General features: G+C 69.2%; 19 protein-coding genes. 7 read left to right on the forward strand and 12 right to left on the reverse strand.

Going from position 1 to position 25,872, the window contains the following annotated elements; all coding sequences use genetic code 11:
* Positions 1-52 precede the first annotated feature (52 nt).
* On the reverse strand, positions 53-976 hold the full coding sequence (locus tag ACO0E1_RS09585; RefSeq protein WP_422873979.1) for a heme o synthase: 924 nt from the start codon (positions 974-976) through the stop codon (positions 53-55).
* A 461-nt stretch (positions 977-1,437) separates the two neighbouring features.
* On the opposite strand from ACO0E1_RS09585, the gene tkt reads away from it, so the two are divergent.
* The 6 genes from tkt (at position 1,438) to pgl (ending at position 9,791) form a co-directional block, all read left to right on the forward strand.
* Positions 1,438-3,531, forward strand: coding sequence for a transketolase (gene tkt, locus ACO0E1_RS09590; RefSeq protein ID WP_422873980.1), 2,094 nt, complete (start codon positions 1,438-1,440; stop codon positions 3,529-3,531).
* 153 nt (positions 3,532-3,684) lie between these two features.
* Positions 3,685-4,800, forward strand: coding sequence for a transaldolase (tal, locus tag ACO0E1_RS09595; protein ID WP_422873981.1), 1,116 nt, complete (start codon positions 3,685-3,687; stop codon positions 4,798-4,800).
* Positions 4,801-6,408 carry a glucose-6-phosphate isomerase gene (locus tag ACO0E1_RS09600; RefSeq protein WP_422873982.1) on the forward strand — a complete coding sequence of 536 codons (1,608 nt, stop codon included), beginning with the start codon at positions 4,801-4,803 and terminating at the stop codon, positions 6,406-6,408.
* Between the two features lie 23 nt (positions 6,409-6,431).
* Positions 6,432-7,970, forward strand: a complete 1,539-nt coding sequence (gene zwf, locus ACO0E1_RS09605) for a glucose-6-phosphate dehydrogenase (protein ID WP_281264648.1) — start codon at positions 6,432-6,434, stop codon at positions 7,968-7,970.
* Positions 7,967-8,911: a glucose-6-phosphate dehydrogenase assembly protein OpcA gene (locus tag ACO0E1_RS09610; protein WP_281264649.1), complete on the forward strand. Its 945-nt coding sequence runs from the start codon at positions 7,967-7,969 to the stop codon at positions 8,909-8,911. The genes zwf and ACO0E1_RS09610 overlap by 4 nt, the downstream gene beginning before the upstream one ends.
* A 109-nt stretch (positions 8,912-9,020) precedes the next feature.
* Positions 9,021-9,791 (forward strand): 6-phosphogluconolactonase, encoded by a 771-nt coding sequence (pgl, locus tag ACO0E1_RS09615; RefSeq protein WP_422873983.1) that lies wholly within the window; start codon positions 9,021-9,023, stop codon positions 9,789-9,791.
* A 228-nt stretch (positions 9,792-10,019) separates the two neighbouring features.
* On the opposite strand, the gene ACO0E1_RS09620 is transcribed toward pgl, so the two are convergent.
* The 11 genes from ACO0E1_RS09620 to uvrB all read right to left on the reverse strand — a co-directional run bounded on the left by ACO0E1_RS09620 (position 10,020) and on the right by uvrB (position 24,167).
* The gene (locus tag ACO0E1_RS09620) at positions 10,020-10,379 is read right to left on the reverse strand and encodes an RNA polymerase-binding protein RbpA (protein ID WP_281264651.1); all 360 of its coding nucleotides are present in this window, start codon (positions 10,377-10,379) and stop codon (positions 10,020-10,022) included.
* Positions 10,380-10,382: 3 nt separating this feature from the next.
* On the reverse strand, positions 10,383-10,634 hold the full coding sequence (gene secG, locus ACO0E1_RS09625) for a preprotein translocase subunit SecG (protein WP_056124375.1): 252 nt from the start codon (positions 10,632-10,634) through the stop codon (positions 10,383-10,385).
* 80 nt (positions 10,635-10,714) lie between these two features.
* Positions 10,715-11,494: a triose-phosphate isomerase gene (gene tpiA / locus ACO0E1_RS09630; protein WP_422873984.1), complete on the reverse strand. Its 780-nt coding sequence runs from the start codon at positions 11,492-11,494 to the stop codon at positions 10,715-10,717.
* 43 nt (positions 11,495-11,537) lie between these two features.
* Positions 11,538-12,755, reverse strand: coding sequence for a phosphoglycerate kinase (locus ACO0E1_RS09635; protein WP_422873985.1), 1,218 nt, complete (start codon positions 12,753-12,755; stop codon positions 11,538-11,540).
* A gap of 2 nt (positions 12,756-12,757) precedes the next feature.
* On the reverse strand, positions 12,758-13,762 hold the full coding sequence (gene gap / locus ACO0E1_RS09640; protein ID WP_422873986.1) for a type I glyceraldehyde-3-phosphate dehydrogenase: 1,005 nt from the start codon (positions 13,760-13,762) through the stop codon (positions 12,758-12,760).
* 188 nt (positions 13,763-13,950) lie between these two features.
* Entirely contained in the window at positions 13,951-14,931 is a 981-nt protein-coding gene (gene whiA, locus ACO0E1_RS09645; RefSeq protein ID WP_281264655.1) for a DNA-binding protein WhiA, read from the reverse strand.
* A 78-nt stretch (positions 14,932-15,009) separates the two neighbouring features.
* Positions 15,010-15,897: an RNase adapter RapZ gene (gene rapZ, locus ACO0E1_RS09650; protein WP_422873987.1), complete on the reverse strand. Its 888-nt coding sequence runs from the start codon at positions 15,895-15,897 to the stop codon at positions 15,010-15,012.
* A gap of 151 nt (positions 15,898-16,048) precedes the next feature.
* Positions 16,049-18,085, reverse strand: coding sequence for an excinuclease ABC subunit UvrC (gene uvrC / locus ACO0E1_RS09655; RefSeq protein WP_422873988.1), 2,037 nt, complete (start codon positions 18,083-18,085; stop codon positions 16,049-16,051).
* Positions 18,086-21,136 carry an excinuclease ABC subunit UvrA gene (gene uvrA / locus ACO0E1_RS09660; RefSeq protein ID WP_422873989.1) on the reverse strand — a complete coding sequence of 1,017 codons (3,051 nt, stop codon included), beginning with the start codon at positions 21,134-21,136 and terminating at the stop codon, positions 18,086-18,088. It abuts the gene before it with no gap.
* A 48-nt stretch (positions 21,137-21,184) separates the two neighbouring features.
* Positions 21,185-22,099, reverse strand: a complete 915-nt coding sequence (locus ACO0E1_RS09665; RefSeq protein WP_422873990.1) for an SDR family NAD(P)-dependent oxidoreductase — start codon at positions 22,097-22,099, stop codon at positions 21,185-21,187.
* Entirely contained in the window at positions 22,089-24,167 is a 2,079-nt protein-coding gene (gene uvrB / locus ACO0E1_RS09670; RefSeq protein WP_422874087.1) for an excinuclease ABC subunit UvrB, read from the reverse strand. Before uvrB ends, ACO0E1_RS09665 begins: the two co-directional genes overlap by 11 nt.
* A gap of 215 nt (positions 24,168-24,382) precedes the next feature.
* Between uvrB and ACO0E1_RS09675 the strand changes: the two genes are divergently transcribed.
* The gene (locus ACO0E1_RS09675; RefSeq protein ID WP_422873991.1) at positions 24,383-25,711 is read left to right on the forward strand and encodes an MFS transporter; all 1,329 of its coding nucleotides are present in this window, start codon (positions 24,383-24,385) and stop codon (positions 25,709-25,711) included.
* Positions 25,712-25,872: the final 161 nt, after the last annotated feature.

Raw genomic sequence — 25,872 nt, forward strand, 5'->3', positions numbered from 1 at the left:
CCGCAGACGCGGCGGCGCGCAAGCGCGGGGGCGCGCCGCGCGCGACGGCGCCCTAGAAGGTGAAGACCTGCGGGAGCAAGGGGTCGATGCCCACCGCGATGAAGAGCAGCGTCAGGTAGGTGATCGAGCTGTGGAAGACCCGCATCGGCTGGACCTGCTCCACGTGCTGGATCGCCCGGTTGTAGAGCCTGTGCGACTCCACGACGAACCAGACACCGCCGGCGAGGGCCACGACCGTGTAGAGCGGCCCCATGTGGGCGACCGGGATGAGCAGCAGCGAGCAGACGAGCGTCGCCCACGCGTACAGCACGACCTGCAGCCCCACGACGGTGCGGCCCCGGACGACGGCGAGCATCGGCACGTCGGCGGCGTCGTAGTCGTCGCGGTACTTCATCGACAGCGGCCAGTAGTGCGGCGGCGTCCAGAGGAAGATCACCATGAAGAGGATCACGGGAGCCCAGGTCAGCGACCCGGTGACGGCCGCCCAGCCGATGAGCACGGGCATGCAGCCGGCCGATCCGCCCCAGACGATGTTCTGCGGCGTGCGGCGCTTGAGCCACAGCGTGTAGACGAAGACGTAGATCAGGATCGCGGCGACGCTGAGCGCGGCGGCGAGCCAGTTGACCAGGAACCCGAGGACCGCGGTGGACCCGATCGCGAGCACCCACGAGAACACCAGGGCTTCGCGGTCGGAGAGTTCGCCGGTGACGAGCGGCCGGGTGCTGGTCCGCTTCATGAGCCGGTCGATGTCGCGGTCGATGTAGCAGTTGAACGCCGACGCCGACCCGGCCGACATCGCGCCCCCCAGCAGCGTCCAGAAGACCAGCCACAGGTTCGGCACCCCGCGCTCGGCGAGGAACATCGTCGGCGCCGTCGTGACGAGCAGCAGCTCCATCACGCGCGGCTTCGTCAGCGAGACGTACGCTCGGACCTTGCGGGACAGCGTCGAGCGACGCTCGGTGTCGGGCCTGGTCACGGTGGCAGTCGGCAAGGGGACCTCAGTCTGTTCGCTTCAGCTCGCACGCTCGGTGGACGACGCCATCGGCGTCCGGGCATGCGCTGACCCGGAATGTTCACGGGTCATCGACAGTTTACGTGATGGAAGCGCCGCGACGATGCCCCGCTCCCCATCCGGTGGAGAAGTCGACGAGATGCGTCCCGAGACCGCCGCAGAACCGCGGAACAGCGGGCGACACGCCCGGAGCGGCAACGCGCGAGGACCGCGTCCATGAACATCGGGGGTCACCTGAACCCCTTCTGAGTGGCGGGTCACTATGCTGGAGACGCCCTCCCGCAGTGTGCCCCGACGAAGCCGGCCGCGAAAATGCGCCGGTCGGCCGCCGGTGACGGCGACACGACGGAGCCCCGGGATGGGAACCATGTCCGTGCGATGGCACGAGCCCTCGCACATGTCGCTACAGAAGGGTCAACATCCAAGTGGCTGAATTCACCTGGGACGCCATCGACCGGAAGGCCGTCGACACGGCCCGCGTTCTCGCCGCCGATGCGGTCGAGGCCGCCGGCAACGGTCACCCCGGCACCGCGATGAGCCTCGCGCCGCTCGCACACCTCCTCTTCCAGAAGGTGATGCACCGCGACCCGAGCGACTCCACGTGGATCGGCCGTGACCGGTTCATCCTCTCCGCTGGACACGCATCGATCCTCCAGTACGTGCAGTTCTACCTGCACGGCTACGGCCTCGAGCTCGAGGACCTCCAGCACCTCCGCAAGTGGGGCTCCAAGACCCCGGGCCACCCGGAGTACGGCCACACCGACGGTGTCGAGATCACCACCGGCCCGCTCGGCCAGGGCCTCGCGTCCGCCGTGGGCTTCGGCTACGCGCAGCGCTACGAGCGCGGGCTCTTCGACGCAGAAGCCGGCGAGGGCCAGTCGCCCTTCGACCACTTCACCTACGTGATCGCCGGTGACGGCGACATGCAGGAAGGCGTCACCAACGAGGCAGCGAGCCTCGCCGGCCGCCAGCAGCTCGGTCGCCTGGTCGTCTTCTACGACTCGAACCAGATCTCGATCGAGGACGACACCGACATCTCCTTCTCGGAGAGCGTCCCGGACCGCTACGAGGCCCTCGGCTGGCACGTCCAGACCGTCGACTGGAAGAAGACCGGCGAGTACACCGAGGACGTCGAGTCCCTGTACGCCGCGATCGAAGCGGCCAAGGCCGAGACGAACAAGCCGTCGCTCATCGTCCTCAAGACGATCATCGGCTGGCCGTCGCCGACCAAGCAGAACTCCGGCAAGATCCACGGTTCCGCGCTCGGTGCCGAGGAGATCAAGGGCCTCAAGGAGGTCCTCGGCTTCGACCCCGAGCAGACCTTCCACGTCGACCCCGAGGTTCTCGAGTACACCCGTGGCGCGATCGCCAAGGGTCAGGCGCAGCACGCCGAGTGGCAGAAGACCTTCGACGCGTGGGCCGAGTCCCACCCGGAGCAGAAGGAACTGTTCGACCGCGTCATGTCGAAGACCCTCCCCGAGGGCCTCGAGGCAGCGCTGCCGGAGTTCCCGACCGACAAGGCCGTCTCCACCCGCGCCGCGTCCGGCAAGGTCATCAACGCCATCGCGCCGCTGATGCCCGAGTTCTGGGGCGGTTCCGCGGACCTCGCGGAGTCGAACCTCACCACGATCGAGGGCGCCAAGTCCTTCGGCCCGCTCGACGCGGCCACCAAGGCGTGGAGCACCGACCCGTACGGCCGCGTGCTGCACTTCGGTATCCGCGAGCACGCGATGGGCTCGATCCTCTCCGGCATCGTCCTGCACGGGAACACCCGCCCCTTCGGCGGCACGTTCCTCATCTTCAGCGACTACATGCGCCCGGCCGTCCGTCTCGCCGCGCTCATGCAGGCGCCGGCGATCTACGTCTGGACGCACGACTCGGTCGCCCTCGGCGAGGACGGCCCGACGCACCAGCCGATCGAGCAGCTCTCCGCGCTCCGCGCGATCCCGGGTCTCGACGTCGTCCGTCCGGCCGACGCCAACGAGGTCGCGTACGCGTGGCTCGAGATGCTGAAGCACCAGGACCGCCCGGCCGGCATCGCGCTGAGCCGTCAGAACCTCCCCGTCTTCGAGCGTGGCGACGGCGACGCGTCCGGCGAGGTCTTCGCATCCGCGAAGAACGTCGGGAAGGGCGCGTACGTCCTGGCCGAGGCGCCGAACGGCACCCCCGACGTCATCCTCATCGCGACCGGTTCCGAGGTGCAGATCGCGGTCGAGGCCCGTGAGCAGCTCAAGGCCGAGGGCATCAACGCCCGCGTCGTGAGCGCGCCGTCGCTCGAGTGGTTCCGCGCCCAGAGCGAGAACTACCAGGACCAGGTCCTGCCGAAGGACGTCACCGCGCGTGTCTCGGTCGAGGCCGGGATCGCGATGAGCTGGCGCGACATCGTCGGCGACAAGGGCCGCAGCGTCTCGATCGAGCACTTCGGTGCGTCGGCCGACTACCAGACGCTCTTCAAGGAGTTCGGCTTCACGACGGAGCACGTCGTGGCCGCCGCGAAGGAATCCATCGCGGCTTCCTGACCCTGATGGGCCGGGTCCGGTTCGCCGGATCCGGCCCTTCTTCCGGGAGGCCCGGCTCGGCCCCGCCAGTCGCCTCCCGCCCCCACACCACGACACCAGGGCCCGCATCACCTCCGCGACGCGGGCCGGTCGACGAAAGAAGAAGAGAAACACATGGCTGACACCACCCCCACCGCCGAGCTCTCCGCCGTCGGCGTGAGCATCTGGCTCGACGACCTCTCCCGCGAGCTCCTCGAGACCGGGCGTCTCGACGGCCTCATCGCGGACCGCAACGTCGTCGGCGTGACCACCAACCCGACGATCTTCGCGTCGGCACTCGCCAAGGGCGAGCGCTACGACGCCCAGGTCAAGGAGCTCGCCGCCGCCGGTACCGAGGTCACCGACGCGATCTTCGAGATCACCACGCAGGACGTCGCCAACGCGTCGGACCGCTTCAAGGCGATCTACGACGACACCAAGGGCTTCGACGGCCGCGTCTCGATCGAGGTCGAGCCGGGTCTCGCCCACGACACCGCGAAGACCATCGAGCAGGCCAAGTTCCTGTACGAGAAGGTCGGTCGCGAGAACGTCCTCATCAAGATCCCCGCGACGCTCGAGGGCCTCGAGGCGATCACCGAGGTCATCGGTGCCGGCATCTCCGTCAACGTCACCCTGATCTTCTCGCTCGAGCGCTACCGCGCCGTCATCGACGCCTACCTCGGTGGCCTCGAGAAGGCGAAGGCCGCCGGCCACGACCTCTCGAAGATCCACTCGGTCGCCTCCTTCTTCGTGTCGCGCGTCGACACGGAGATCGACAAGCGCCTCGACGCGATCGGCTCGGACGAGGCGAAGGCCCTCAAGTCCAAGGCCGGCGTCGCCAACGCGCAGCTCGCCTACCAGGTCTGGGAGCAGGCGTTCGACTCCGAGCGCGCGAAGGGCCTCCTCGAGGCCGGTGCCAACACGCAGCGTCCGCTGTGGGCCTCGACCGGTGTCAAGGACCCGTCGCTGTCCGACACGCTCTACGTGACCGAGCTCGCGGCCCCGCACACCGTCAACACCATGCCGGGCAAGACCCTCGAGGCCACGTTCGACCACGGCCAGGTCCACGGCGACGCGATCTCCGGCTCCTACGACGCCGCCAACGGTGTCATGGACCAGCTCGCCGCAGTCGGCATCGACTACGACGACGTCGTCGCGCTCCTCGAGAAGGAGGGCGTCGACAAGTTCATCGTCTCCTGGGGTGAGCTCGTCGAGACCGTCAAGACCGCTCTCGAGAACGCCAGCAAGTAAGTGACGGTCTCCATCGCAGCCACCGGCGACGCAGCGCGGGCCATCGACCTGATGGTCCCGCAGCTCGTCGCCGACCTGGTCGCGTCGGGGATCACCGTGCAGGACCCCGAGCTCTGGGGTCCGGCAGCCGAGGCCGAGGCGTCCAAGCGCCTCGGATGGGTGGAGGCCGTCTCGGTCTCCACCCCCCTCGTGGCGGAGATCTCCGCCTTGCGCGACTCGCTCCGTGCCGAGGGGGTCGACCACGTCGTGCTCGCCGGCATGGGTGGCTCATCGCTCGCGCCGGAGGTCATCACGCGGACGTACGGCGTCCCGCTGACGATCCTCGACTCGACGAACCCGGCACAGGTCCGGGCCGCGGTGGAACACGACCTCGAGCGCACCGTGCTCGTCGTCTCGTCGAAGTCCGGTTCCACGATCGAGACCGACGCCCAGCGCCGCGTGTACGAGCAGGCGTTCCGCGATGCCGGCATCGACCCGGCGCGGCGCATCGTCGTCGTCACCGACCCGGGCTCCCCGCTCGAGGCGTCCGCACGTGACGCCGGCTACCGGGTGTTCACCGCCGACCCGAACGTCGGCGGCCGGTTCTCCGCGCTCACGGCGTTCGGCCTCGTGCCGTCCGGTCTGGCCGGAGCGGACATCCAGGAGCTCCTCGACGAGGCCGACGCCATCTCGGCGCTCCTCGCCGTCGACACCGACGAGAACCCCGGGCTCGTGCTCGGCGCGGTGCTCATGAGCGTCGACCCGAAGGTGTCGAAGATCGGCATCGTCCCGGACGGCACCCACATCGTCGGGTTCGGCGACTGGGTCGAACAGCTCCTCGCCGAGTCCACCGGCAAGGACGGGCTCGGACTCCTGCCCGTCGTCCTCACCCCGGACTCCCCCGAGGTCACCGACGTCCCTGCGGACATGCAGATCATCCGGATCGTCGGGTCGCGCGGGGCCGAACGCCACGTCGCCCCGAACGAGGCCGAGATCGACGGCACGCTCGGCGGCCAGATCCTGGTCTGGGAGTACGCGGTCGCGGTTGCCGGTCGCCTCATGGGGATCAACCCCTTCGACCAACCGGACGTCGAGGCCGCCAAGGTCGCCGCGCGAGCCCTGCTCGACGGCGGAGCCGGCGACGGCTCCCCGCGACCGGAACCCGCCTTCGAGGAAGCGGGCACGGCGGTGACGGCGACCGGCTTCGAACCGGGCACCACCACCGCCCAGGCCGTGACGAGCCTCCTGTCCGGTCTCGGCGACCACGGCTACGTCGCCGTCCAGGCGTACGTCGACCGCACGACGAGCCAGTCCCTCGAGCCGCTCCGCGACCTGCTCGCGGCGCGCACCGGCCGCCCCGTCACCTTCGGGTACGGCCCCCGGTTCCTGCACTCGACCGGGCAGTACCACAAGGGTGGCCCCGCGAACGGCGTGTTCCTGCAGATCGTCTCCGACGACCAGGCAGACCTCGACGTCCCCGGCCGCCCCTTCACCTTCGGCCAGCTCATCCGGGCGCAGGCAGCGGGGGACGCCAGCGTCCTCGCGCAGCACGGGCGCCCGGTCCTGACCCTGTCGACGCGGGACGTCCCCGCGCTCGCACAGGCGCTCACGGCCGCAGTACGTTCCTGACACCAAAAGGAGTTCACCGACACATGTCACCGGTGGCGATCACCCCGGAGCACAACCCGCTCCGGCTGCCCACGGATCGTCGACTGAACCGCATCGCGGGTCCCAGTACCCTCATCATCTTCGGCGTGACGGGCGACCTGTCCCGCAAGAAGCTGATGCCCGCGGTGTACGACCTCGCGAACCGGGGGCTCCTGCCCCCTGGATTCGCGCTGGTCGGGTTCGCTCGACGTGACTGGGAGGACCAAGACTTCTCCCAGCTCGTCCACGACGCGGTCAAGGAGCACTCGCGTACTCCCTTCGACGAGGACGTCTGGCGGCAGCTCGAACAGGGCATCCGCTTCGTCCAGGGGTCCTTCGACGACCCCGACGCGTTCGTCCAGCTCAAGGAGACGGTCGACGCACTCGACGCCGAACGCGGAACGCTCGGCAACCACGCGTTCTACCTCTCGATCCCGCCGAAGATGTTCCCGGTCGTCACCGAGCAGCTCAAGCTGTCCGGCCTGACCGAGAAGCGGGACGGTTCCTGGAGCCGTGTCGTGGTGGAGAAGCCGTTCGGCTCCGACCTCCGCACCGCTCGCGAGCTGAACGCAATCGTGGAGAGCGTCTTCGCTCCCGACGACGTGTTCCGCATCGACCACTACCTCGGCAAGGAGACGGTCCAGAACCTCCTGACGCTGCGGTTCGCGAACCAGATGTACGAACCCATCTGGAACTCGAACTACGTCGACCACGTGCAGATCACGATGGCCGAGGACATCGGCGTCGCCGGACGTGCCGCGTACTACGACGGCATCGGTGCGGCGCGCGACGTCATCCAGAACCACCTGCTCCAGCTCCTCGCGCTCACCGCGATGGAGGAGCCCGTCTCGTTCAAGGCCGGTCACCTCCGTGCCGAGAAGGAGAAGGTGCTCTCCGCGGTGGAGCTCCCGGACGACCTGTCGACCGCGACCGCCCGCGGGCAGTACGCCGGCGGCTGGCAGGGCGGCGAGAAGGTCCTCGGCTTCCTCGAGGAAGCGGGGATGAACCCGGAGTCCGGCACGGAGACGTTCGCGGCGATCAAGCTGAACATCGCCACGCGCCGCTGGCAGGGCGTCCCGTTCTACCTGCGCGCGGGCAAGCGCCTCGGCCGCCGCGTCACGGAGATCGCGATCGTGTTCAAGCGCGTCCCCGAGGACGTGTTCGGCATCCCGCAGTCCCCGCTCGGCCAGAACGCACTCGTCATCCGCGTCCAGCCGGACGAGGGCGTGACGCTGCGCTTCGGCTCGAAGGTCCCCGGCGTCGGCACCCAGGTGCGCGACGTGACGATGGACTTCGGCTACGGCCACGCGTTCACCGAAGCATCACCAGAGGCGTACGAGCGACTCATCCTCGACGTGCTCCTCGGTGACCCGCCGCTCTTCCCGCGGCACCAGGAGGTCGAGCTGTCCTGGAAGATCCTCGACCCGATCGAGGAGTTCTGGGCCACGCAAGGCCAGCCCGAGCAGTACCGTCCCGGCACGTGGGGTCCGGCTTCGGCCGACGACCTCCTCGCCCGCGACGGACGGACCTGGAGGCGTCCATGAAGATCGATCTGCCGAACACCACGGTCTCGAAGATCCAGAAGACCCTGGTCCACATCCGCGAAGAGGGCGGCGCCGTCGCACTCGGTCGTGTCCTGACGCTCATCATCTCGACGGCCCTCGGCCACGAGGAAGAGGCGATCGCGGCCGCGAACGAGGCTTCTCGCGAGCACCCGATGCGCGTGATCATCGTGTCGAAGAACGACGGCGACATCCACTCGCCCGGTCGCCTCGACGCGCAGATCCGCGTGGGGAGCGACGCCGGCGCGAGCGAGGTCATCGTGCTCCGCGCCTACGGCGAGACGGCCACCGACGAGGAGAGCCTGGTCACGGGCCTCCTGCTGCCGGACGCGCCCGTCGTCGCCTGGTGGCCCGGGATCGCACCGTCGAAGCCGTCCGAGTCCTCGCTCGGGCGCATCGCGCAGCGCCGGATCACCGACGCCGCAGCGCAGAAGGACCCGAGCATCGCGATCGCAGCGCTCGGAGCGTCCTACGTGCCGGGTGACACCGACTTCGCGTGGACCCGGCTCACCCTGTGGCGGAACCAGCTCGCCGCGGCGCTCGACCAGCCGCCGTACGAGCCGATCACCGGCGTCGAGGTCTCGGGAGCGAGCGACAGCCCGTCGACGATCCTCCTCGCCGCGTGGCTGCGACTGCAGCTCCAGGTGCCGGTGTCCGTCGTCACGTCGCCGCGCGCGACCGGGTCGAGCGGCATCCACGGCGTCTCCCTGGTGCGTGAGAGCGGCACGATCGAGCTCGAGCGTTCCCTCGTCGACGTCGCGACCCTGTCGATGCCCGGTCAGCCGACGCACGATCTGTCGCTGCCACGCCGCAACCTGCGCGACTGCCTGGCCGAGGAACTCCGTAGACTCGACCCAGACGTCCTGTTCGGGGACGTCGTCAAGCACGGGGTGGCCCAGCTCCGCGATTCCGTCGCGGGCTGATCAGCTCCACAGCGGTCCGGTCGGTCTGCCGCCGTCGTCACGACGGGGACCGGCCGGCCGGACCGACGGCGGTCACATCGGGTGGCCGCACCACGAACACGGGAGTCACGTGACCAACGAACGGCGGGTGCTGGTGCACCCGGACAAGCAGGCCCTCGGCGCCTCCGTCGCCGCACGGTTCATCACGAAGATCATCGACGTGCTCGACGAGCAGGAGCGTGCCGACATCGCGATCAGCGGTGGCTCGGTGTCGTCCCTGGTCCTCGCGGCCATCGGTCAGTCGCAGGCGCGCGAGAGCGTCGACTGGTCGAAGGTGCACGTGTGGTGGGTCGACGAGCGCTGGGTGCCGGAGGGTGACGCGGACCGCAACATCACCGGCACGCAGACGGACTTCTTCGACCACGTCGCGATCCCGGCGGAGAACATCCACCCGATGGCGGCGTCGGACGCCGGCCTGACCATCGACGAGGCAGCGACGCAGTACGAGCGCGAGCTCCAGGCTGCTGCGCCGGACTCGGCCGTCGCGCCGAAGTTCGACATCACGCTCCTCGGCGTCGGACCGGACGGGCACACGGCGTCGCTGTTCCCGGAGTTCCCGCAGCTCGCCGTCACCGACCGCGTCGTGCTGTCGGTCGACGACTCCCCCAAGCCGCCGCCGCAGCGGCTGACCCTGACCTACCCGGCGATCAACGCGTCGCAGCGGGTCTGGGTGATCCTCTCCGGTGCCGAGAAGGCGTCCGTGCTCGGGCTCGCGCTGGCCGGCGCCTCGGTGGACGAGGTCCCCGTCGGTGGCGTGCAGGGTCGCAAGCGCACGGTGTTCTTCGTGGACCAGGACGCCGCGCGTGACGTCCCGGAGAACCTCATCGCGTCGACGTACTGACGCGCGCACTTCGAAGACGGGAGGCACGGTGCCAGCTGGCACCGTGCCTCCCGTCTTCCGTGTGGTTGCGCAGGCCACCCGTGGTGAGATCGCACTTCGTGTCGCAGTCGCGGCACCGGTACCGACACCGAACGCGATCTCACCACGCCTGGGCGTCCGCGCCCCACGCACCCCGCACGACGAAGGCCCCCGCACCGATCGGTGCGGGGGCCTTCGTGACGTCTGGTGCTACTTCGCGGTACCGCGACGCTGCCGGAGCTGCTGGAGCGCGTCCTCGAGGAGCTGCTCGGCTTCCTCTTCGGTGCGGCGTTCCTTCACGTACGCGAGGTGCGTCTTGTACGGCTCGGTCTTCGTGACCTGCGGCGGGTTCTCCTTGTCACGACCGGCCGGGAGCCCGGTGGACGGCGAGTCGACCGTCTCGGGGATCTCCTCGTCCGGCAGGGTCGCGGAGAAGTACCGCACGACCTCGTTGCCGAGGGCGTCCCAGTACGAGATCGCCACACGCTCTGCCTGGACCCCGCGGTCCTGCTCCCCCATCGGGCCCGCGCCGACGCGCGAACCCCGGATTGCACTGCCTCCGGTTGCCATGGATCAGCTCCCCGCCGTGAACTTGTTGATGAGCCCGAGCACGATGATCGACACGATCCAGAGGAGACCGAGGATCACCGTGATCCGGTTGAGGTTGCGCTCGGCCACGCCGGACGCCCCGAGGTTGCTCGTCACACCACCGCCGAACATGTCGGAGAGACCGCCACCGCGGCCCTTGTGCAGGAGGATGAGGAGCGTGAGCAGGAGACTCGTGATAGCGAGGAGCACCTGCAGCACGACGGAGAGAATCGCCACGACGTACCTTTCGTGTCAGTCAGCCGTACGAGTATACCGGCCGAGCTGGGCTCGGCCGGTACACCGGACGGAACGGTGTGTCAGAGCCCGACGTGCTGGCGGAAGCGCGCGATGGCCGCGAACTCCTGGACGTCGAGCGACGCCCCGCCGACGAGCGCACCGTCGACGTCGGGCTCGCGCAGGAAGCCCGCGATGTTGCCCGACTTCACGGAGCCGCCGTACAGCACGCGGGTCTCGGCAGCAGCTTCGTCGCCCCACGCCGCAGCGATCCCGCGACGGAGTGCTGCGCATTCGTCCTGTGCCTGCTCCGCCGTGGCCGCCTGGCCGGAGCCGATCGCCCAGACCGGCTCGTACGCGACGACGATCTCGGCCGGCTTGACCGCGTCGAGCACGACCTGGAGCTGCTCGACCGGTACGACACCGGCTCCGCGGCTCTCGCGCTGCTCGCCGGTCTCGCCGACGCAGACGACCGGCACGAGTCCGTGCTTGACGGCGGCGGCGGTCTTCGCGGCGACGACCTCGTCGGTCTCACCGTGGACGGTGCGACGCTCGGAGTGCCCGACGATCACGTAGGCCGCGTCGAGGGCAGCGAGGAACGCGCCCGAGACGTCGCCCGTGTAAGCGCCGGAGTCGTGCTGGGAGAGGTCCTGCGCACCGAAGCGGATCGGGAGCTTGTCCGCCGAGATGAGCGTCTGCACGCTGCGGAGGTCGGTGAAGGGCGGGAACACCGCGACCTCGACGTCGTCGAAGTCGTGGCGGGCGTCCTTCAGGGTCCACGCGAGCTTCTGCACGGTGGCGATGGCCTGGAGGTGATCCAGGTTCATCTTCCAGTTGCCGGCGATGAAGGGGGTGCGGTTCATGCTGCGTCCTTCCCAGCGTTGCCGGCGATGAACGGCGTGCGGGTCATCGGGTCCACCCCAGGGCTTCGAGACCGGGGAGCGACTTGCCCTCGAGGAACTCGAGGCTCGCGCCGCCACCGGTCGAGATGTGCCCGAACTGGTCGTCCGAGAACCCGAGGGACCTGACGGCAGCCGCGGAGTCGCCACCACCGACGACCCCGAGGCCGTCGACCTCGGTGAGGGCCTGCGCGACGGTCTTCGTGCCGGCGGCGAACGCCGGGAACTCGAACACGCCCATCGGGCCGTTCCAGAACACGGTCTTCGAACCGGACACCGCCGACGCGAACCGCGCCGCCGTCTCCGGGCCGATGTCCAGGCCGATGCCGTCGGCGCCGAACGAGGAGGACTCGATGGCGTCGGCGGCGACCGTCTCGTGGTCGGCGTCGGCCGCGAAGCCGGACGCCACGACGACGTCGGTCGGCAGGTCGATCGTCACGCCCAGCTCGTCGGCCTTCGCCAGGTACGAGCGCACGACGTCGAGCTGGTCCTGCTCGAGCAGGGACTTGGCGACGCCGTGCCCCTGCGCCGCGAGGAAGGTGAACAGCATGCCGCCACCGATGCACAGCGTGTCCACCTGCGGGAGCAGGTGGTCGATCACGCCGAGCTTGTCGCTGACCTTCGAGCCACCGAGCACCACCGTGTACGGGCGCTCCGGGTTCGTGGTCAGGCGCTCGAGCACGCGGAGTTCGGTCTCGATGAGCTCGCCGGCCGCCGAGGGCAGCGCAGAGGCGAGCTCGTACACGGAGGCCTGCTTGCGGTGCACGACGCCGAAGCCGTCCGACACGAAGGCGTCGGCCAGGGCGGCGATGCGGTCCGCGAAGCCACCGCGCACGGCGGCGTCCTTCGAGGTCTCCTCCGGGTTGAAGCGGAGGTTCTCGAGCAGCAGGACGTCGCCGTCCCCGAGGGCCTCGGCGGCCGCGGTGGCGTCGTCGCCGACGGTCTCGCCGACGAACGTCACCTCTTTCCCGAACAGCTCGGAGAGGCGCTGGGCCACCGGGGCCAGCGAGTACTCCGGCGCCGGCGACCCGTCGGGACGGCCGAGGTGGGAGATGACGATGACGCGAGCGCCGGCGTTGATGAGCGTGTTGAGCGTCGCGAGCGACGCCCGCACGCGGCCGTCGTCCGTGATCACGCCGTCCTTGAGCGGGACGTTCAGGTCACAGCGGACGACGACACGTTTGCCGGCGAGGTCGCCGAGGTCCTCGAGGGTGCGGAGGGTCATGCTCAGAGACGCTCGCCCACGAACTCGGTCAGGTCGACGAGGCGGTTCGAGTAGCCCCACTCGTTGTCGTACCACGACGTGATCTTCACGAGACCGCCGATGACCTTGGTCAGGCCGGAGTCGTAGATCGACGAGTGCGGGTCCGTGGTGATGTCGGTCGACACCAGCGGGTCCTCGCTGTAGAGCAGGATGCCCTTGAGGGCGCCCTCTGCGGCCTCCTTGTAGGCGGCGTTGATCTCGTCGACGGTGACCTCGGCCTTGGTCTCGAGCGTCAGGTCGGTGATCGACCCGGTCGGGACCGGCACGCGGAGGGCGTAGCCGTCGAGCTTGCCGGCGAGCTCCGGCATGACCTGCCCGATGGCCTTGGCGGCACCGGTCGAGGTCGGCACGATGTTAAGGGCAGCGGCGCGGGCGCGACGCGGGTCCTTGTGCGGGCCGTCCTGGAGGTTCTGGTCGGCGGTGTAGGCGTGGACCGTGGTCATGAGACCGCGCTCGATGCCGAACTTGTCGTTGAACACCTTGGCGAGCGGCGCGAGGCTGTTCGTGGTGCACGACGCGTTCGAGATGATGTTGTGGTTCGCCGGGTCGTACTGGTCCTCGTTCACGCCGAGCACGATGGTGACGTCGTCACCCGTGGCCGGGGCGGAGATGATGACCTTCTTGGCGCCTGCGTCGATGTGCTTCTGCGCGTCGGCGGCCTTGGTGAAGAACCCGGTCGACTCGATGACGATGTCGACACCCAGCTCGCCCCAGGGGAGGTTGGCGGGGTCGCGCTCCGCGAGGACCTTGATCGGCTTGCCGTCGACGACGATGTTGTCGCCGTCGAGCTCGACGGAGACGCCGAGACGGCCCGTGATGGAGTCGAACTTCAGCAGGTTCGCCAGCGCGGCGTTGTCGGTGAGGTCGTTCACCGCCACGATCTCGAGGTCGCTGCCCTTGGCGAGGGCGGCCCGGAAGAAGTTACGGCCGATGCGGCCGAAGCCGTTGATGCCGATCTTGACGGTCAATGGATCTCCTGTTGGGTGTGGAGCGCCCAGGGGGCGCTGCTTTCGGAGTCGCGAGCCCTCGTCGGGCCCGCGTGTGGTGACGATACGCCCCGTAACGTCGCCGTAACGACCCTAGCAGTCAGAGCATCAGCGCCCGCCCGTGTGACGTCCAGGAAGCGCCACGTCGGGACGGGTCGGACGAGGAGGCCTCAGGCGCCCTCGAGCTCCTCGGGGACGCTGGCCTCGGTGCCCGGGATGTCGAGTTCCGCGGCGCGCTTGTCGGCCATCGCGAGGAGGCGGCGGATGCGGCCGGCGATGGCGTCCTTCGTCATGGGCGGGTCGGCGTGCTGGCCGAGTTCGTCGAGCGACGCGTCCCGGTGTGCGAGTCGCAGGGACCCGGCGTACTGCAGGTGGTCCGGAACCTCGTCGCCGAGGATCTCGAGCGCGCGCTCGACCCGTGCGCACGCGGCGACGGCGGCCTGGGCGGAGCGGCGGAGGTTCGCGTCGTCGAAGTTCACCAGGCGGTTGGCGGTCGCGCGGACCTCCCGGCGTTGGCGCATCTCCTCCCACTCTGCGGTGGTGCGCGCTGCACCCATCACGGTGAGCATCTGCCCGATGGCCTCGCCGTCGCGGATGACGACGCGGTGCACCCCGCGGACCTCACGGCCCTTCGCGGCGATCCCGAGACGCGACGCGGCTCCCACCAGGGCCATCGCCGCCTCGTTGCCGGGGCAGGTCACCTCGAGCGCTGCGGCGCGACCCGGGTCGGTCAGGGTGCCGGCGGCGAGGAACGCACCGCGCCAGATCGCGGCGAGGTCCTCGCGGTTCCCGGTGGTCAGCCGGTTCGGCAGCCCACGGACCGGACGACGGCGGGCGTCCATCAGCCCGGTCTGGCGTGCGAGGGTCTCCCCGGCCTCGAGCACGCGGACCAGGTAGCGGGTGCCACGTCGAGCGGACGCCGACGAGCCCACCGAGGCCTCGCTGCGGACGCCGTAGAGCTCGGCGAGGTCCTTGCGGACACGGTGCACGATGATCCGGGTGTCGAGCTCGACCTCGACGGCGATGCGGCCGGAGATCACGTGCAGCCCGCCCGCGAAGCGCAGCACGGTCGCGAGCTCGGCGGCACGGACCGTGTTGCGGCCCACGACGACCCTGGCCAGTTCGTCCTTGACCTCGGCAGTCAACGGCACAGCATCATTCCTAACGTTTCTGGTGGTGGGGCTCGTCGGTCCCGGTGGCGCAGCCGTGTGGAGCGGCCGGTGGGACGGTCACTCCCGGCCGAGATCTCGGTTCTTCACACGCACGGCGACGTTGGGCATCCCGCGGAGGAGACTCGCCAACTCGGCGACGATGGCGACCGAGCGGTGCTTCCCGCCGGTACAGCCGATGGCGATCGTAGCGTGTCTTTTGTTCTCGCGCTGGTAGCCGTCCAGGACGGGCTCCAGCACGGCGGCGTACCGGTCCACGAACGGACGGGCGCCGGACTGGGCCAGGACGTAGTCCGAGACGGGCTTGTCGAGGCCCGTGTGGGGCCGGAGTTCCGGCACCCAGTACGGGTTCGGGAGGAACCGCACGTCGGCGACCATGTCCGCGTCCGCCGGCAGCCCGTACTTGAACCCGAAGCTCATCAGCGTCACCTGAACACCCGTGAAGCGGTCCTCGGCGAACTTCTCGATGACGGTGTTCGCGAGCTGGTGGATGTTGAGGTCGGAGGTGTCGATGATCACGTCGGACGCCTCTCGGAGTCCGAGGAGCCGCTGACGCTCGCGGGCGATGCCGTCCAGCAGCGTGTCCTCGCCCTGCAGCGGGTGCGGTCGACGGACCTGCTCGAACCGGCGCACCAGGACCTGGTCGGTCGCCTCGAGGAACAGCACGCGCACCCGTGCGGAGGTGCTCGCGCGCAACTGTTCGACGGCGGCTTCGGGATCGGTGAAGTGCCGCCCGCCACGGACGTCGACCACCGCGGCGAGCTTCGGGATCTTCTCCCCCGCCCGGTCGGCGAGGTCGGTCAGCGGACCGAGCATCTGGGTCGGCAGGTTGTCGACGACGTACCAGTCGAGGTCCTCGAGGGCCTTGCCGACCGTCGACCTGCCCGCACCGGACATCCCGGTGACGATGAGGACGTCGTGCTGGGGCTTCGGTTCGGTGTCGGTCATCTGAGAGATGTGCTCCGTCGTCGCTGCCCGGGCGCGTCGCCAGGGCTCTCCGGGACGGCCCGGACGGGTGGTCTCGGGTCGGTTGGGCTCGCGGACAAGGCTATCCCCCGCCACGCGCGGTCCGCAGGCCGGCCTGGAGGCTCGTCACGCGTCATACAGGCAGGTGCGGACCGTCGGCGGTCGTCTTTGGGACCTGCACCGGGCCTCCAGAGCGGGTCGCGTCGTCCGTGTCCTGCCCATCCGGCTCCGCCGGCTGGGGCGCGCTCGTCGGCGACTCGCCGGTCGGCGTGCTCGTCGGCACCGTCGTCAGCTTCCGGACCACCGCAGCCGCGGTCGCCGGACCCACCCCGTTGACCTCGGCGATCTCGTCCGCCGTGGCGGACCGCAGCCGCGCCACCGAACCGAAGTGCTTCAACAGCGCACTCACCCGGCTCGGCCCGAGCCCCGGGATCTCCGAGAGCTGCGTGCGGACGTCGCGCTTGCGGCGTCCCCGCTGGTGGGTGATCGCGAACCGGTGCGCCTCGTCACGGATGCGCTGGATGAGGAAGAGCGCCTCGGAGTTGCGCGGCAGGATCACCGGGAAGTCGTCGTCGGGCAGCCAGAGTTCCTCCAGCCGCTTGGCGATCCCGACGAGTGCGATGTCGGTGACACCTGCTTCGTCCATCGCCCGCTTCGCCGCCTGGACCTGGGGCTGGCCGCCGTCGACGATGAGGAGCTGCGGGCGGTACGCGAACCGCTTCGTGGGCTTCTCCACCGCGACCACGCCGTCGGCGTTCTGGTCCGGCTGCTCGGGCAGCTCGGCGTCCTCGTCGAGCCGCGCGAGCCGACGGGTCAGCACCTGGTGCATGCTGTCGGTGTCGTCGCGGGTCTCGGCGATCGAGTAGCGCCGGTACTGGTCCTTGCGGGGCAGACCGTCCTCGAACACGACCATCGACGCCACGACGTTCGTGCCCTGCAGGTGCGAGATGTCGTAGCACTCCATCCGCAGCGGCGCCTCGGTCATCCCGAGCGCGTCCTGGATGTCGGCCAGGGCTGCGGCACGCGTGGTGTAGTCGGCCGAGCGCTTGGTCTTGTAGAGCATCAGCGCCTGCTGGGCGTTCTGCGACGCGGTCCGTGCGAGGCCGGCCCGGTCGCCGCGCTGCGCGGTGCTGAGCTTGGTCCCCCGGCCGCCACGACGGTCGCTGAGCCACTGCTGCAGCGCGTCGGCGTCCTCGGGCAGTGCGGGCACGACGACTTCGCGCGGCGGCTCGTCGTTCGTCGCGTAGTTGCCCTGCACGATCTGTTCGACGAGGTCGCCGGTCGAGATGTCGAGTTCCTTGTCGACGACCCAGCCGCGGACACCGCGGATGCGACCGCCGCGGACCGAGAACAACTGCACGGCGGCGGCGAGTTCGTCCTCGGCGATGCCGAACAGGTCGAGGTCCACCGAGTCGCGGAGCACGACGGCGGACTTCTCGAGCACGGCCTCGAGCGCCTCGACCTGGTCGCGGTACTTCGCGGCCTGCTCGTACTGCATCGCGTCGGCGGAGGCGCCCATGCGCTGCCGGAGCTCGGTGATCACCCGGCGGTCGTAGCTCGCCATGAACCGGACGAACTCCTCGACCAGGGCACGGTGCTCCGCGATCGTGACCCGCTGCGAGCACGGCCCGCCGCACTTGCCGATCTGCCCGGGGAAGCACGGCTTGCCGGTCTGCATCGCGCGCTTGTACGACGAGTCCGAGCAGGTGCGGATCGGGAACACCTTGATCATCAGGTCGATCGTGTCGTGCACGGCCCAGATCTTCGGGTAGGGCCCGAAGTACTTCGCGCCCCTGATCTTCCGGTTCCGCGTCACCATCACCCGCGGGGCTTCGTCCGCCATCGTGATCGCCATGTACGGGTACGACTTGTCGTCCCGGAACTTGACGTTGAACGGCGGATCGAACTCCTTGATCCACGTGTACTCGAGCTGGAGCGCCTCGATCTCGGACCCGACGGTCGTCCACTCGACGCTCTTCGCCGTGAGGACCATCCGCCGGGTCCGCTCGTGCAGCGTCGGCAGCGGCGCGAAGTAGTTGCTCAGCCGTGCGCGGAGGTTCTTCGCCTTGCCGACGTAGAGCACCCGGCCGTCGCCGTCACGCCAGCGGTAGACGCCCGGGTCGGTCGGGATCTCCCCCGCCTTCGGGCGCCACGGGACGGTGTCCGCCACCTACCGAGCACCCGCCTTCGTGCCGCGCTTCAGCGTGCCGGTCTCGGAGACCGTGCGGGCGCCGACGGAGCGCTCCTTGCCGACGCGGGCGTCCTGCGCGTCGAAGATCTCGCGCAGGAAGACACCGGTGTGGCTCTCGGGTACGTCCGCGACGAACTCCGGCGTCCCCGTCGCCAGGACGGTGCCACCACCGGAACCACCTTCCGGCCCCATGTCGATAAGCCAGTCCGCCGACTTGATGACGTCGAGGTTGTGCTCGATCGTGATGACCGTGTTGCCCTTGTCGACGAGGCCCTGCAGCACGAGCAGCAGCTTCCGGACGTCCTCGAAGTGCAGGCCAGTCGTCGGCTCGTCGAGCACGTACACGGTGCGACCGTTGGACCGGCGCTGGAGTTCCGTCGCGAGCTTCACGCGCTGCGCTTCGCCGCCGGAGAGGGTCGTCGCGCTCTGGCCGAGCCGCACGTACCCGAGACCGACGTCGACGAGGGTCGCCATGTAGCGGTGGATCGCGGAGATCGGCTCGAAGAACTCGGCCGCTTCGCTGATCGGCATGTCGAGGACCTCGGAGATGTCCTTGCCCTTGTAGTGCACCTGCAGCGTCTCGCGGTTGTACCGCGCACCGCCACAGACCTCGCACGCGACGTAGACGTCCGGGAGGAAGTTCATCTCGATCTTGATCGTGCCGTCACCGGAGCAGTTCTCGCAGCGACCACCCTTGACGTTGAAGCTGAAGCGACCGGGCTGGTAGCCGCGGGCCTTGGCTTCCGGGGTCTCCGCGAAGAGCTGCCGGATCCGGTCGAACACGCCGGTGTAGGTCGCCGGGTTCGACCGCGGGGTGCGGCCGATCGGTGCCTGGTCGACGTGCACGACCTTGTCGAGCTGGTCGAGGCCCTTGACGCGGGTGTGCTTGCCGGCGATGTGCCGTGCGCCGTTGAGCTGGTTCGCGAGCACCTTGTAGAGGATGTCGTTCACCAGCGTGGACTTGCCGGAACCACTGACGCCGGTCACCGCGGTGAACACCCCGAGCGGGAAGTCGACGTCGACTTCCTTGAGGTTGTTGGCACGGGCGCCCTGCACGCTGATCACGCGCTTCTTGTTGATCTTCCGGCGTTCCGACGGCATCTCGATCATGCGACGCCCGGCGAGGTAGTCGCCCGTGATCGACTCGCGGTTCTCGATGATGCCCTCGTACGAGCCCGAGTGCACGACGTTGCCGCCGTTCACCCCGGCGCCCGGACCGATGTCGACGACCCAGTCCGCCGTGCGGATCGTGTCCTCGTCGTGCTCGACGACGATGAGGGTGTTGCCGAGGTTCTTCAGCTTCACGAGGGTGTCGATCAGCCGGCGGTTGTCGCGCTGGTGCAGGCCGATGCTCGGCTCGTCGAGGACGTAGAGCACGCCGGTCAGCCCCGACCCGATCTGGGTCGCGAGCCGGATGCGCTGTGCCTCTCCGCCGGACAGCGAACCGGCGCCGCGGGACAGCGTCAGGTAGTTGAGGCCGACCTCGAGCAGGAATTCGAGTCGTGCCCGGATCTCGCGCAGCACGGCCGCGGCGATGTGGGCCTCACGCTCGGTGAGTGTCAGGGTCTCCATGAACGCGTACGCGTTGTCGAGGCTGAGCTCGGTCACGTCCGCGATGCTGCGGTCCGCCACGGTGACGGCGAGGACCTCTGGCTTGAGACGGGTGCCGTCGCACACGGGGCACGGGACCTCCCGCAGGTAGCCCTGGAAGCGCTGGCGCTGGGAGTCGGACTCCGCCTCGGCGAACTTGCGCTCGATGTACGGCATCACGCCTTCGAAGCCGCTGGTGTAGCGCATCTCGCGGCCGAAGCGGTTGCGCCAGGACACCGATACCTCGAAGTCCTTGCCGGTGAGGATCGCTGCCTGCACCGACGCGTCGAGCTGGTTCCAGGGGGTGTCGAGCCGGAAGCCGAGCTCCTTGCCGAGGCCGGCCAGGAGCTTCTCGAAGTACGAGTACAGGCCGCTCGTACCGGTCCAGGGCAGCAGGACACCGTCGGCCAGCGAGGCTTCCGGGTCACCGAGCACGAGGTCGGGGTCCACCGACATGCGCGTCCCGAGGCCGGAGCACTCCGGGCACGCGCCGAACGGGGCGTTGAACGAGAACGTCCGTGGCTCGATCTCGGTGAGTGCCAGCGGGTGGTTGTTCGGGCAGGAGAGGTTCTCGGAGTAGGTCCGGACCGCGCCGGGCCCTTCGTGGTCGACGAGGTCGATCGCGACCGTGCCGTTCGTCAGGCGCAGTGCCGTCTCGAGGGAGTCGGTGAGGCGGCCGAGGATGTCGTCGCTCGCCACGAGCCGGTCGACGATCACCGAGATGTCGTGCTTGACCTGCTTCTTGAGCGTGGGCGGGCTGCTCAGCTGGATCCGCTCGCCGTCGACGATCGCGCGCGAGTAGCCGGACGCCGCGAGCTCCTGGAAGAGGTCGACGAACTCGCCCTTCTTCTTGGAGACGATCGGGGCCAGGACCTGGAACCGGGTGCCGGTCTCCTGGGTCATGAGCTGGTCCGCGATCTGCTGGACCGTCTGCTTGCTGATGACCTCGCCGCACGTCGGGCAGTGCGGGATCCCGATGCGCGCCCAGAGCAGGCGCATGTAGTCGTAGACCTCGGTGATGGTGCCGACCGTCGACCGCGGGTTGCGGTTCGTCGACTTCTGGTCGATCGAGACCGCGGGCGAGAGCCCCTCGATGAAGTCGACGTCGGGGCGGTCGACCTGCCCGAGGAACTGGCGCGCGTACGCCGAGAGCGACTCGACGTAGCGACGCTGTCCCTCGGCGAAGATCGTGTCGAACGCCAACGAGGACTTCCCCGAGCCGGACAGGCCGGTGAACACGACGAGGGAGTCGCGCGGGATCTCGAGGTCGACGTCGCGCAGGTTGTGCACGCGCGCGCCACGGACGCTGAGCGTCGAGGTGTCGTGCGGTGCAGCCCCACCCGGGAGGTGCTGGTCTGCGGGCTCGAGGTCGGTGTTGGCGGAGTCGCCGAAGGCGCTCCGGCCGGAGGTCGCGGTACCGCGGTCAGAGGTGATGGTCATCACCGTCGATTCTACGAAGGCGCTCCGACATTCGGTCCGGGAACGGCATCAGACGAGTGCGTCGAGAGCGAACGCGACCCCGGAAGCGCGCTCGCTCGCCCGCCAGAGCCGTGCCGCTTCGCCACGGTCGTGCGCACGTGGCTCGGCCGGGACGACCGCCGCCGGACCGCGGAGCTGCATGAACCCGCCGGGCCCCCAGTACTCGCCGGACCGGACGTCGTCGCCGACCGCGGCGTGGACGAGGGGGTGGGCTCCGGCGTCCTTGCCCTGGGCGAACAGCCGCTGCCCCGGTCGGGTCCACGCCGGCTCGGTCCGCGCGGGCTGGATCGCGGGACGCGACGGCGCGAGCGAGTCCAACGAGAGGCCGGGGTGCGCGACCACGCTCGACACCGGGGAGCCGGCGTCCGCGAGTCGCTCGGCGAGTTCGAAGCCGAAGAGCATCACGGCGAGCTTGCTGCGGGCGTACTGCCGGTAGCCGGAGTAGTGCCCGACCCGGAACGGATCCGACGGGTCGAGCGATGCCCAGCGGTGCGCGATCGACCCGAGGTGGACGACGCGTCCCGCGGTCTCCTCGAGCAGTGGGAGCACGAGCGCGGTGAACGCGAAGTGCCCGAGGTGGTTCGTCCCAACCTGCAGCTCGATCCCCTGCGCGGTGAACCGCTCCGTCCGCGATCCCACGACGCCGGCGTTGTTGACCACGGCGTCGATCGGGCCGAGTTCCCCGAGGGCTGCCGCCGCCGCACGCACGACGTCGAGGTCGGCGAGGTCCACGTGCAGGTGCTCGAGCGACGCGCCGGGAACGTGTCGACGGATGCTGTCGGCGGCCGCCGTCGCACGCTCGGGGCTCCGGGTGGCGAGCACCACCCGGTGCCCGGCCGCGGCGAGCTGCTCCGCCGCGAAGTACCCCAACCCGGCGCTGGCGCCGGTGACGACGACGGTCTTCCGCGGCTGCTCAGCGGACATGCCCGGCCGACTCCATCTGGCGCAGCGCCTTCTTGAGGTCCTGGACCTCGTCGCGCAGACGTGCCGCGAGCTCGAACTTCAGCTCGGTGGCCGCCTGGAGCATCTGGTCGTTGAGGTCGGCGATGGTCGCCTCGAGCTGCGTCGCGCCCTCTCCCGCGATGCCTCCGCGCTTGAGCGACGGTGTGGGTGCACGACCGCGGTCCTTCGCGCCACCACCGCGGCGTTCGAGGAGCTCCTGCGTGTCGTCGTTCTCGCGTGCGAGCTGCTCGGTGATGTCGCCGATCTTCTTGCGGAGCGGCTGCGGGTCGATGCCGTGTTCCAGGTTGTACGCGACCTGCTTCTCGCGACGGCGGTCGGTCTCCTCGATGGCCTGCTTCATCGAGTCGGTCATCTTGTCCGCGTACATCAGGACCTGGCCGGAGACGTTTCGGGCGGCACGACCGATCGTCTGGATGAGCGAGGTCGACGAGCGGAGGAAGCCTTCCTTGTCGGCGTCGAGGATCGCCACGAGCGAGACCTCCGGCAGGTCGAGGCCCTCACGCAACAGGTTGATGCCGACGAGCACGTCGTAGACGCCCTGTCGCAGCTCGGTCAGGAGCTCGACGCGCTTGAGCGTGTCGACGTCCGAGTGCAGGTAGCGGACCCGGACCCCGGCGTTCCCGAGGAAGTCCGTGAGTTCCTCGGCCATGCGCTTGGTGAGGGTCGTCACGAGCACGCGCTCGTTCTTCTCGACGCGCTGCTGGATCTCCTCGAGCAGGTCGTCGATCTGCCCGTCGGAGGGCTTGATGACGATCTCGGGGTCCACGAGGCCCGTCGGGCGGATGATCTGCTCGACGACGCTGTCGGTGACGCCGAGCTCGTAGCGCCCCGGCGTTGCCGACAGGTACACCTTCTGGCCGGCGCGCTCGAGGAACTCCTCCCACGTCAGCGGACGGTTGTCGAGGGCGCTCGGCAGACGGAACCCGTGGTCGACGAGGGTGCGCTTGCGCGAGGCGTCGCCTTCGTACATCGCGCCGATCTGCGGCACCGTGACGTGCGACTCGTCGATCACGATGAGGAAGTCGTCCGGGAAGTAGTCGAGCAGGCAGTGCGGCGCTTCACCTGGCATGCGGGCGTCGACGTGCCGCGAGTAGTTCTCGATGCCCGAACAGAAGCCGATCTGCTCCATCATCTCGATGTCGAACGTGGTGCGCATCCGGAGGCGCTGCGCTTCGAGCAGCTTGCCCTGCCCTTCGAGCTCGGCGAGGCGCTCGGCGAGTTCTTCCTTGATCGTGCCGATCGCCCGGTGCATGACGTCGGTGTCGGCGACGTAGTGCGACGCCGGGAAGATCGACACGGCGTCGAGGTCTTCGATCACGGAGCCGGTGAGCGGGTGCAGGGAGCTGAGCGCTTCGACCTCGTCACCGAACATCTCGATGCGGATCGCGTGCTCTTCGTACATCGGGATGATCTCGATGGTGTCCCCACGGACGCGGAACGTCCCGCGGGCGAAGTCGACGTCGTTGCGCTGGTACTGCATCGCGACGAACCGGCGGACGAGCTGGTCGCGGGAGATCGTCTGCCCGCGGTGCAGCGCGACCGAGGCGTTCATGTACTGCTCCGGCGTCCCGAGGCCGTAGATGCAGGACACCGTCGAGACGACGACGACGTCGCGCCGGCTGAGCAGCGAGTTCGTCGTGGAGTGTCGGAGGCGCTCGACCTCGGCGTTGACCGAGGAGTCCTTCTCGATGAAGGTGTCCGTCTGTGGGACGTACGCTTCCGGCTGGTAGTAGTCGTAGTACGAGACGAAGTACTCGACGGCGTTGTTCGGCAGCAGCCCGCGGAACTCGGTCGCCAGCTGCGCGGCGAGCGTCTTGTTGTGCGCGAGCACCAGTGTCGGCCGTTGGACCTGCTCGATGAGCCAGGCCGTGGTCGCCGACTTGCCGGTACCGGTCGCACCGAGGAGCACCACGTCAGTCTCGCCGGCGTTGATCCGACCGGCGAGTTCCGCGATGGCCGCCGGCTGGTCACCGCTCGGCGAGTACTCGCTGATGACCTCGAACGGACGGACCGCGCGGGTGGGTTCGATCGCTACTCCCATGCCGTCAACACTAGGCGCGACCACCGACACCGAGCGGTCCCGCTCGCCCACGGCGTACCCCGGCCGCGTGCGGACCGTCCATCGGTCCCCGCAACGAACCACAAAGGACGCTGATAGAAATCAGGTCTAGCGTCCCATTCGTTCAGCACGCGCAGCGATCTCCCCGCAACGCCCCGAAGACCAGAAGACCCGAAGAGGCTCCCATGACGACGGCGACTCCCGCCGCACCGGCGAAGGGCACACCGTTCCGCGGACGCATCCGCGGGCGCGTGCTCCTCCTGCTGTGCTTCATGTACGCGATCTCGTACATCGACCGCACCAACATCTCCACCGCACTCCCCCACATCACCGAGGAGTTCGGCTTCAACGAAGCCACCGCCGGTCTCATCGTCTCCGCCTTCTCGCTCCCCTACGCCCTGCTGCAGGTGTTCGGCGGCACGATCAGCGAGAAGTTCGGGCCGCGCAAGGCGCTGTTCGTCATCACGGTGATCTGGGGCGTCGCGACGCTCTGGACCGGGTTCGCCGTCGGTTTCTGGACCCTCTTCGCCGCACGTGCGCTCCTCGGGCTCAGCGAGGCGGCGGCGTTCCCGACCGCCACGCAGGCCATGAGCCGCTGGATCCCGCGCGACCGGAACGGCTTCGCCCAGGGCGTCGTGCACTCGGCCGCGCGACTCGGCAACGCCCTCGCGCCCCTCGTCGTCGCATACTTCATCGCCATCAGCGGCTGGCGACTCGCGTTCTTCGCCACCGCCGCACTCTCCTTCGCGTGGGCCGTGGTGTGGTGGTTCTTCTTCCGCGACAAGCCGGAGTCGGCGAAGGGCATCAAGCAGGTCGAGCTCGACGAGCTGCCGCCCGTCGAGACCCGCGCGACGCGTCCCCCGGTGCCGTGGGGCCAGATGGCGAAGCAGATCCTGCCGGTCACCTTCGTCGACTTCGGGTACGGCTGGACGCTCTGGGTGTTCCTCACCTGGCTGCCGACGTTCCTGAGCTCGACGTACGGCCTGGAGATCGGCGACTTCGCCCTCTTCACCACGCTGATCCTGCTCGCCGGCGTCGTCGGGGACACCGTCGGCGGCATGCTGAGCGACCGGATCATCCACCGGGGCGGGAACACCCGCAACGCGCGACGGACCATCCTCGTCATCGGGCTCGGCGGGTCACTGGTGTGCCTGATCCCCCTCGTCATCGGACAGGGACTCCTCGTCGCCACGATCTCACTGGCGCTGTCGTTCTTCTTCCTCGAGCTCTGCAACGCGAACCTCTGGGCGATCCCGATGGACGTGGCGCCGCAGTGGTCCGGGACCGCGTCCGGGTTCATGAACACCGGGTTCGGCATCGCCGGCGTGGTGTCGCCGATCGTCTTCGGGCTGCTGATCGACGCCTCCGGGTGGCAGCTGCCGTTCGCCCTCTCGTGCGTGCTCCTCGGCGCCGCGGCGGTGGTCGCCTGGTTCATGAAGCCGCAGCGGCTCACGATGACCGACGGTGTGCTCGAGGTCGGCACGCCGAAGGCGGAGCAGCGGCAGCCGTCCTGACCCGACCACCTGACGGACGGGAGGCCCGTGGCGGCGTCGCCACGAGCCTCCCGTCCGTCACGTGGTGGGCCCACCGGGTCGAAACGCGCGTAGGAGGCTGAAACGCGCGTAGGAGGTCGGAAAAACCGACCTCCTACGCGCGAAACGACCTCCTACGCGCG

This window comes from Curtobacterium guangdongense (assembly GCF_049341845.1).
GTDB lineage: Bacteria > Actinomycetota > Actinomycetes > Actinomycetales > Microbacteriaceae > Curtobacterium > Curtobacterium guangdongense.

Bases quoted from the DNA above. Each gene is read 5' to 3' on its own strand.
- uvrA (WP_422873989.1), bottom strand. From the start codon at position 21,136: ATGACCATCACCTCTGACCGCGGTACCGCGACCTCCGGCCGGAGCGCC.
- rapZ (WP_422873987.1), bottom strand. From the start codon at position 15,897: ATGACCGACACCGAACCGAAGCCCCAGCACGACGTCCTCATCGTCACC.
- ACO0E1_RS09610 (WP_281264649.1), top strand. From the start codon at position 7,967: ATGAAGATCGATCTGCCGAACACCACGGTCTCGAAGATCCAGAAGACC.
- tal (WP_422873981.1), top strand. From the start codon at position 3,685: ATGGCTGACACCACCCCCACCGCCGAGCTCTCCGCCGTCGGCGTGAGC.
- tpiA (WP_422873984.1), bottom strand. From the start codon at position 11,494: ATGAACCGCACCCCCTTCATCGCCGGCAACTGGAAGATGAACCTGGAT.
- zwf (WP_281264648.1), top strand. From the start codon at position 6,432: ATGTCACCGGTGGCGATCACCCCGGAGCACAACCCGCTCCGGCTGCCC.
- ACO0E1_RS09635 (WP_422873985.1), bottom strand. From the start codon at position 12,755: ATGACCCTCCGCACCCTCGAGGACCTCGGCGACCTCGCCGGCAAACGT.
- ACO0E1_RS09675 (WP_422873991.1), top strand. From the start codon at position 24,383: ATGACGACGGCGACTCCCGCCGCACCGGCGAAGGGCACACCGTTCCGC.
- ACO0E1_RS09665 (WP_422873990.1), bottom strand. From the start codon at position 22,099: ATGTCCGCTGAGCAGCCGCGGAAGACCGTCGTCGTCACCGGCGCCAGC.
- ACO0E1_RS09620 (WP_281264651.1), bottom strand. From the start codon at position 10,379: ATGGCAACCGGAGGCAGTGCAATCCGGGGTTCGCGCGTCGGCGCGGGC.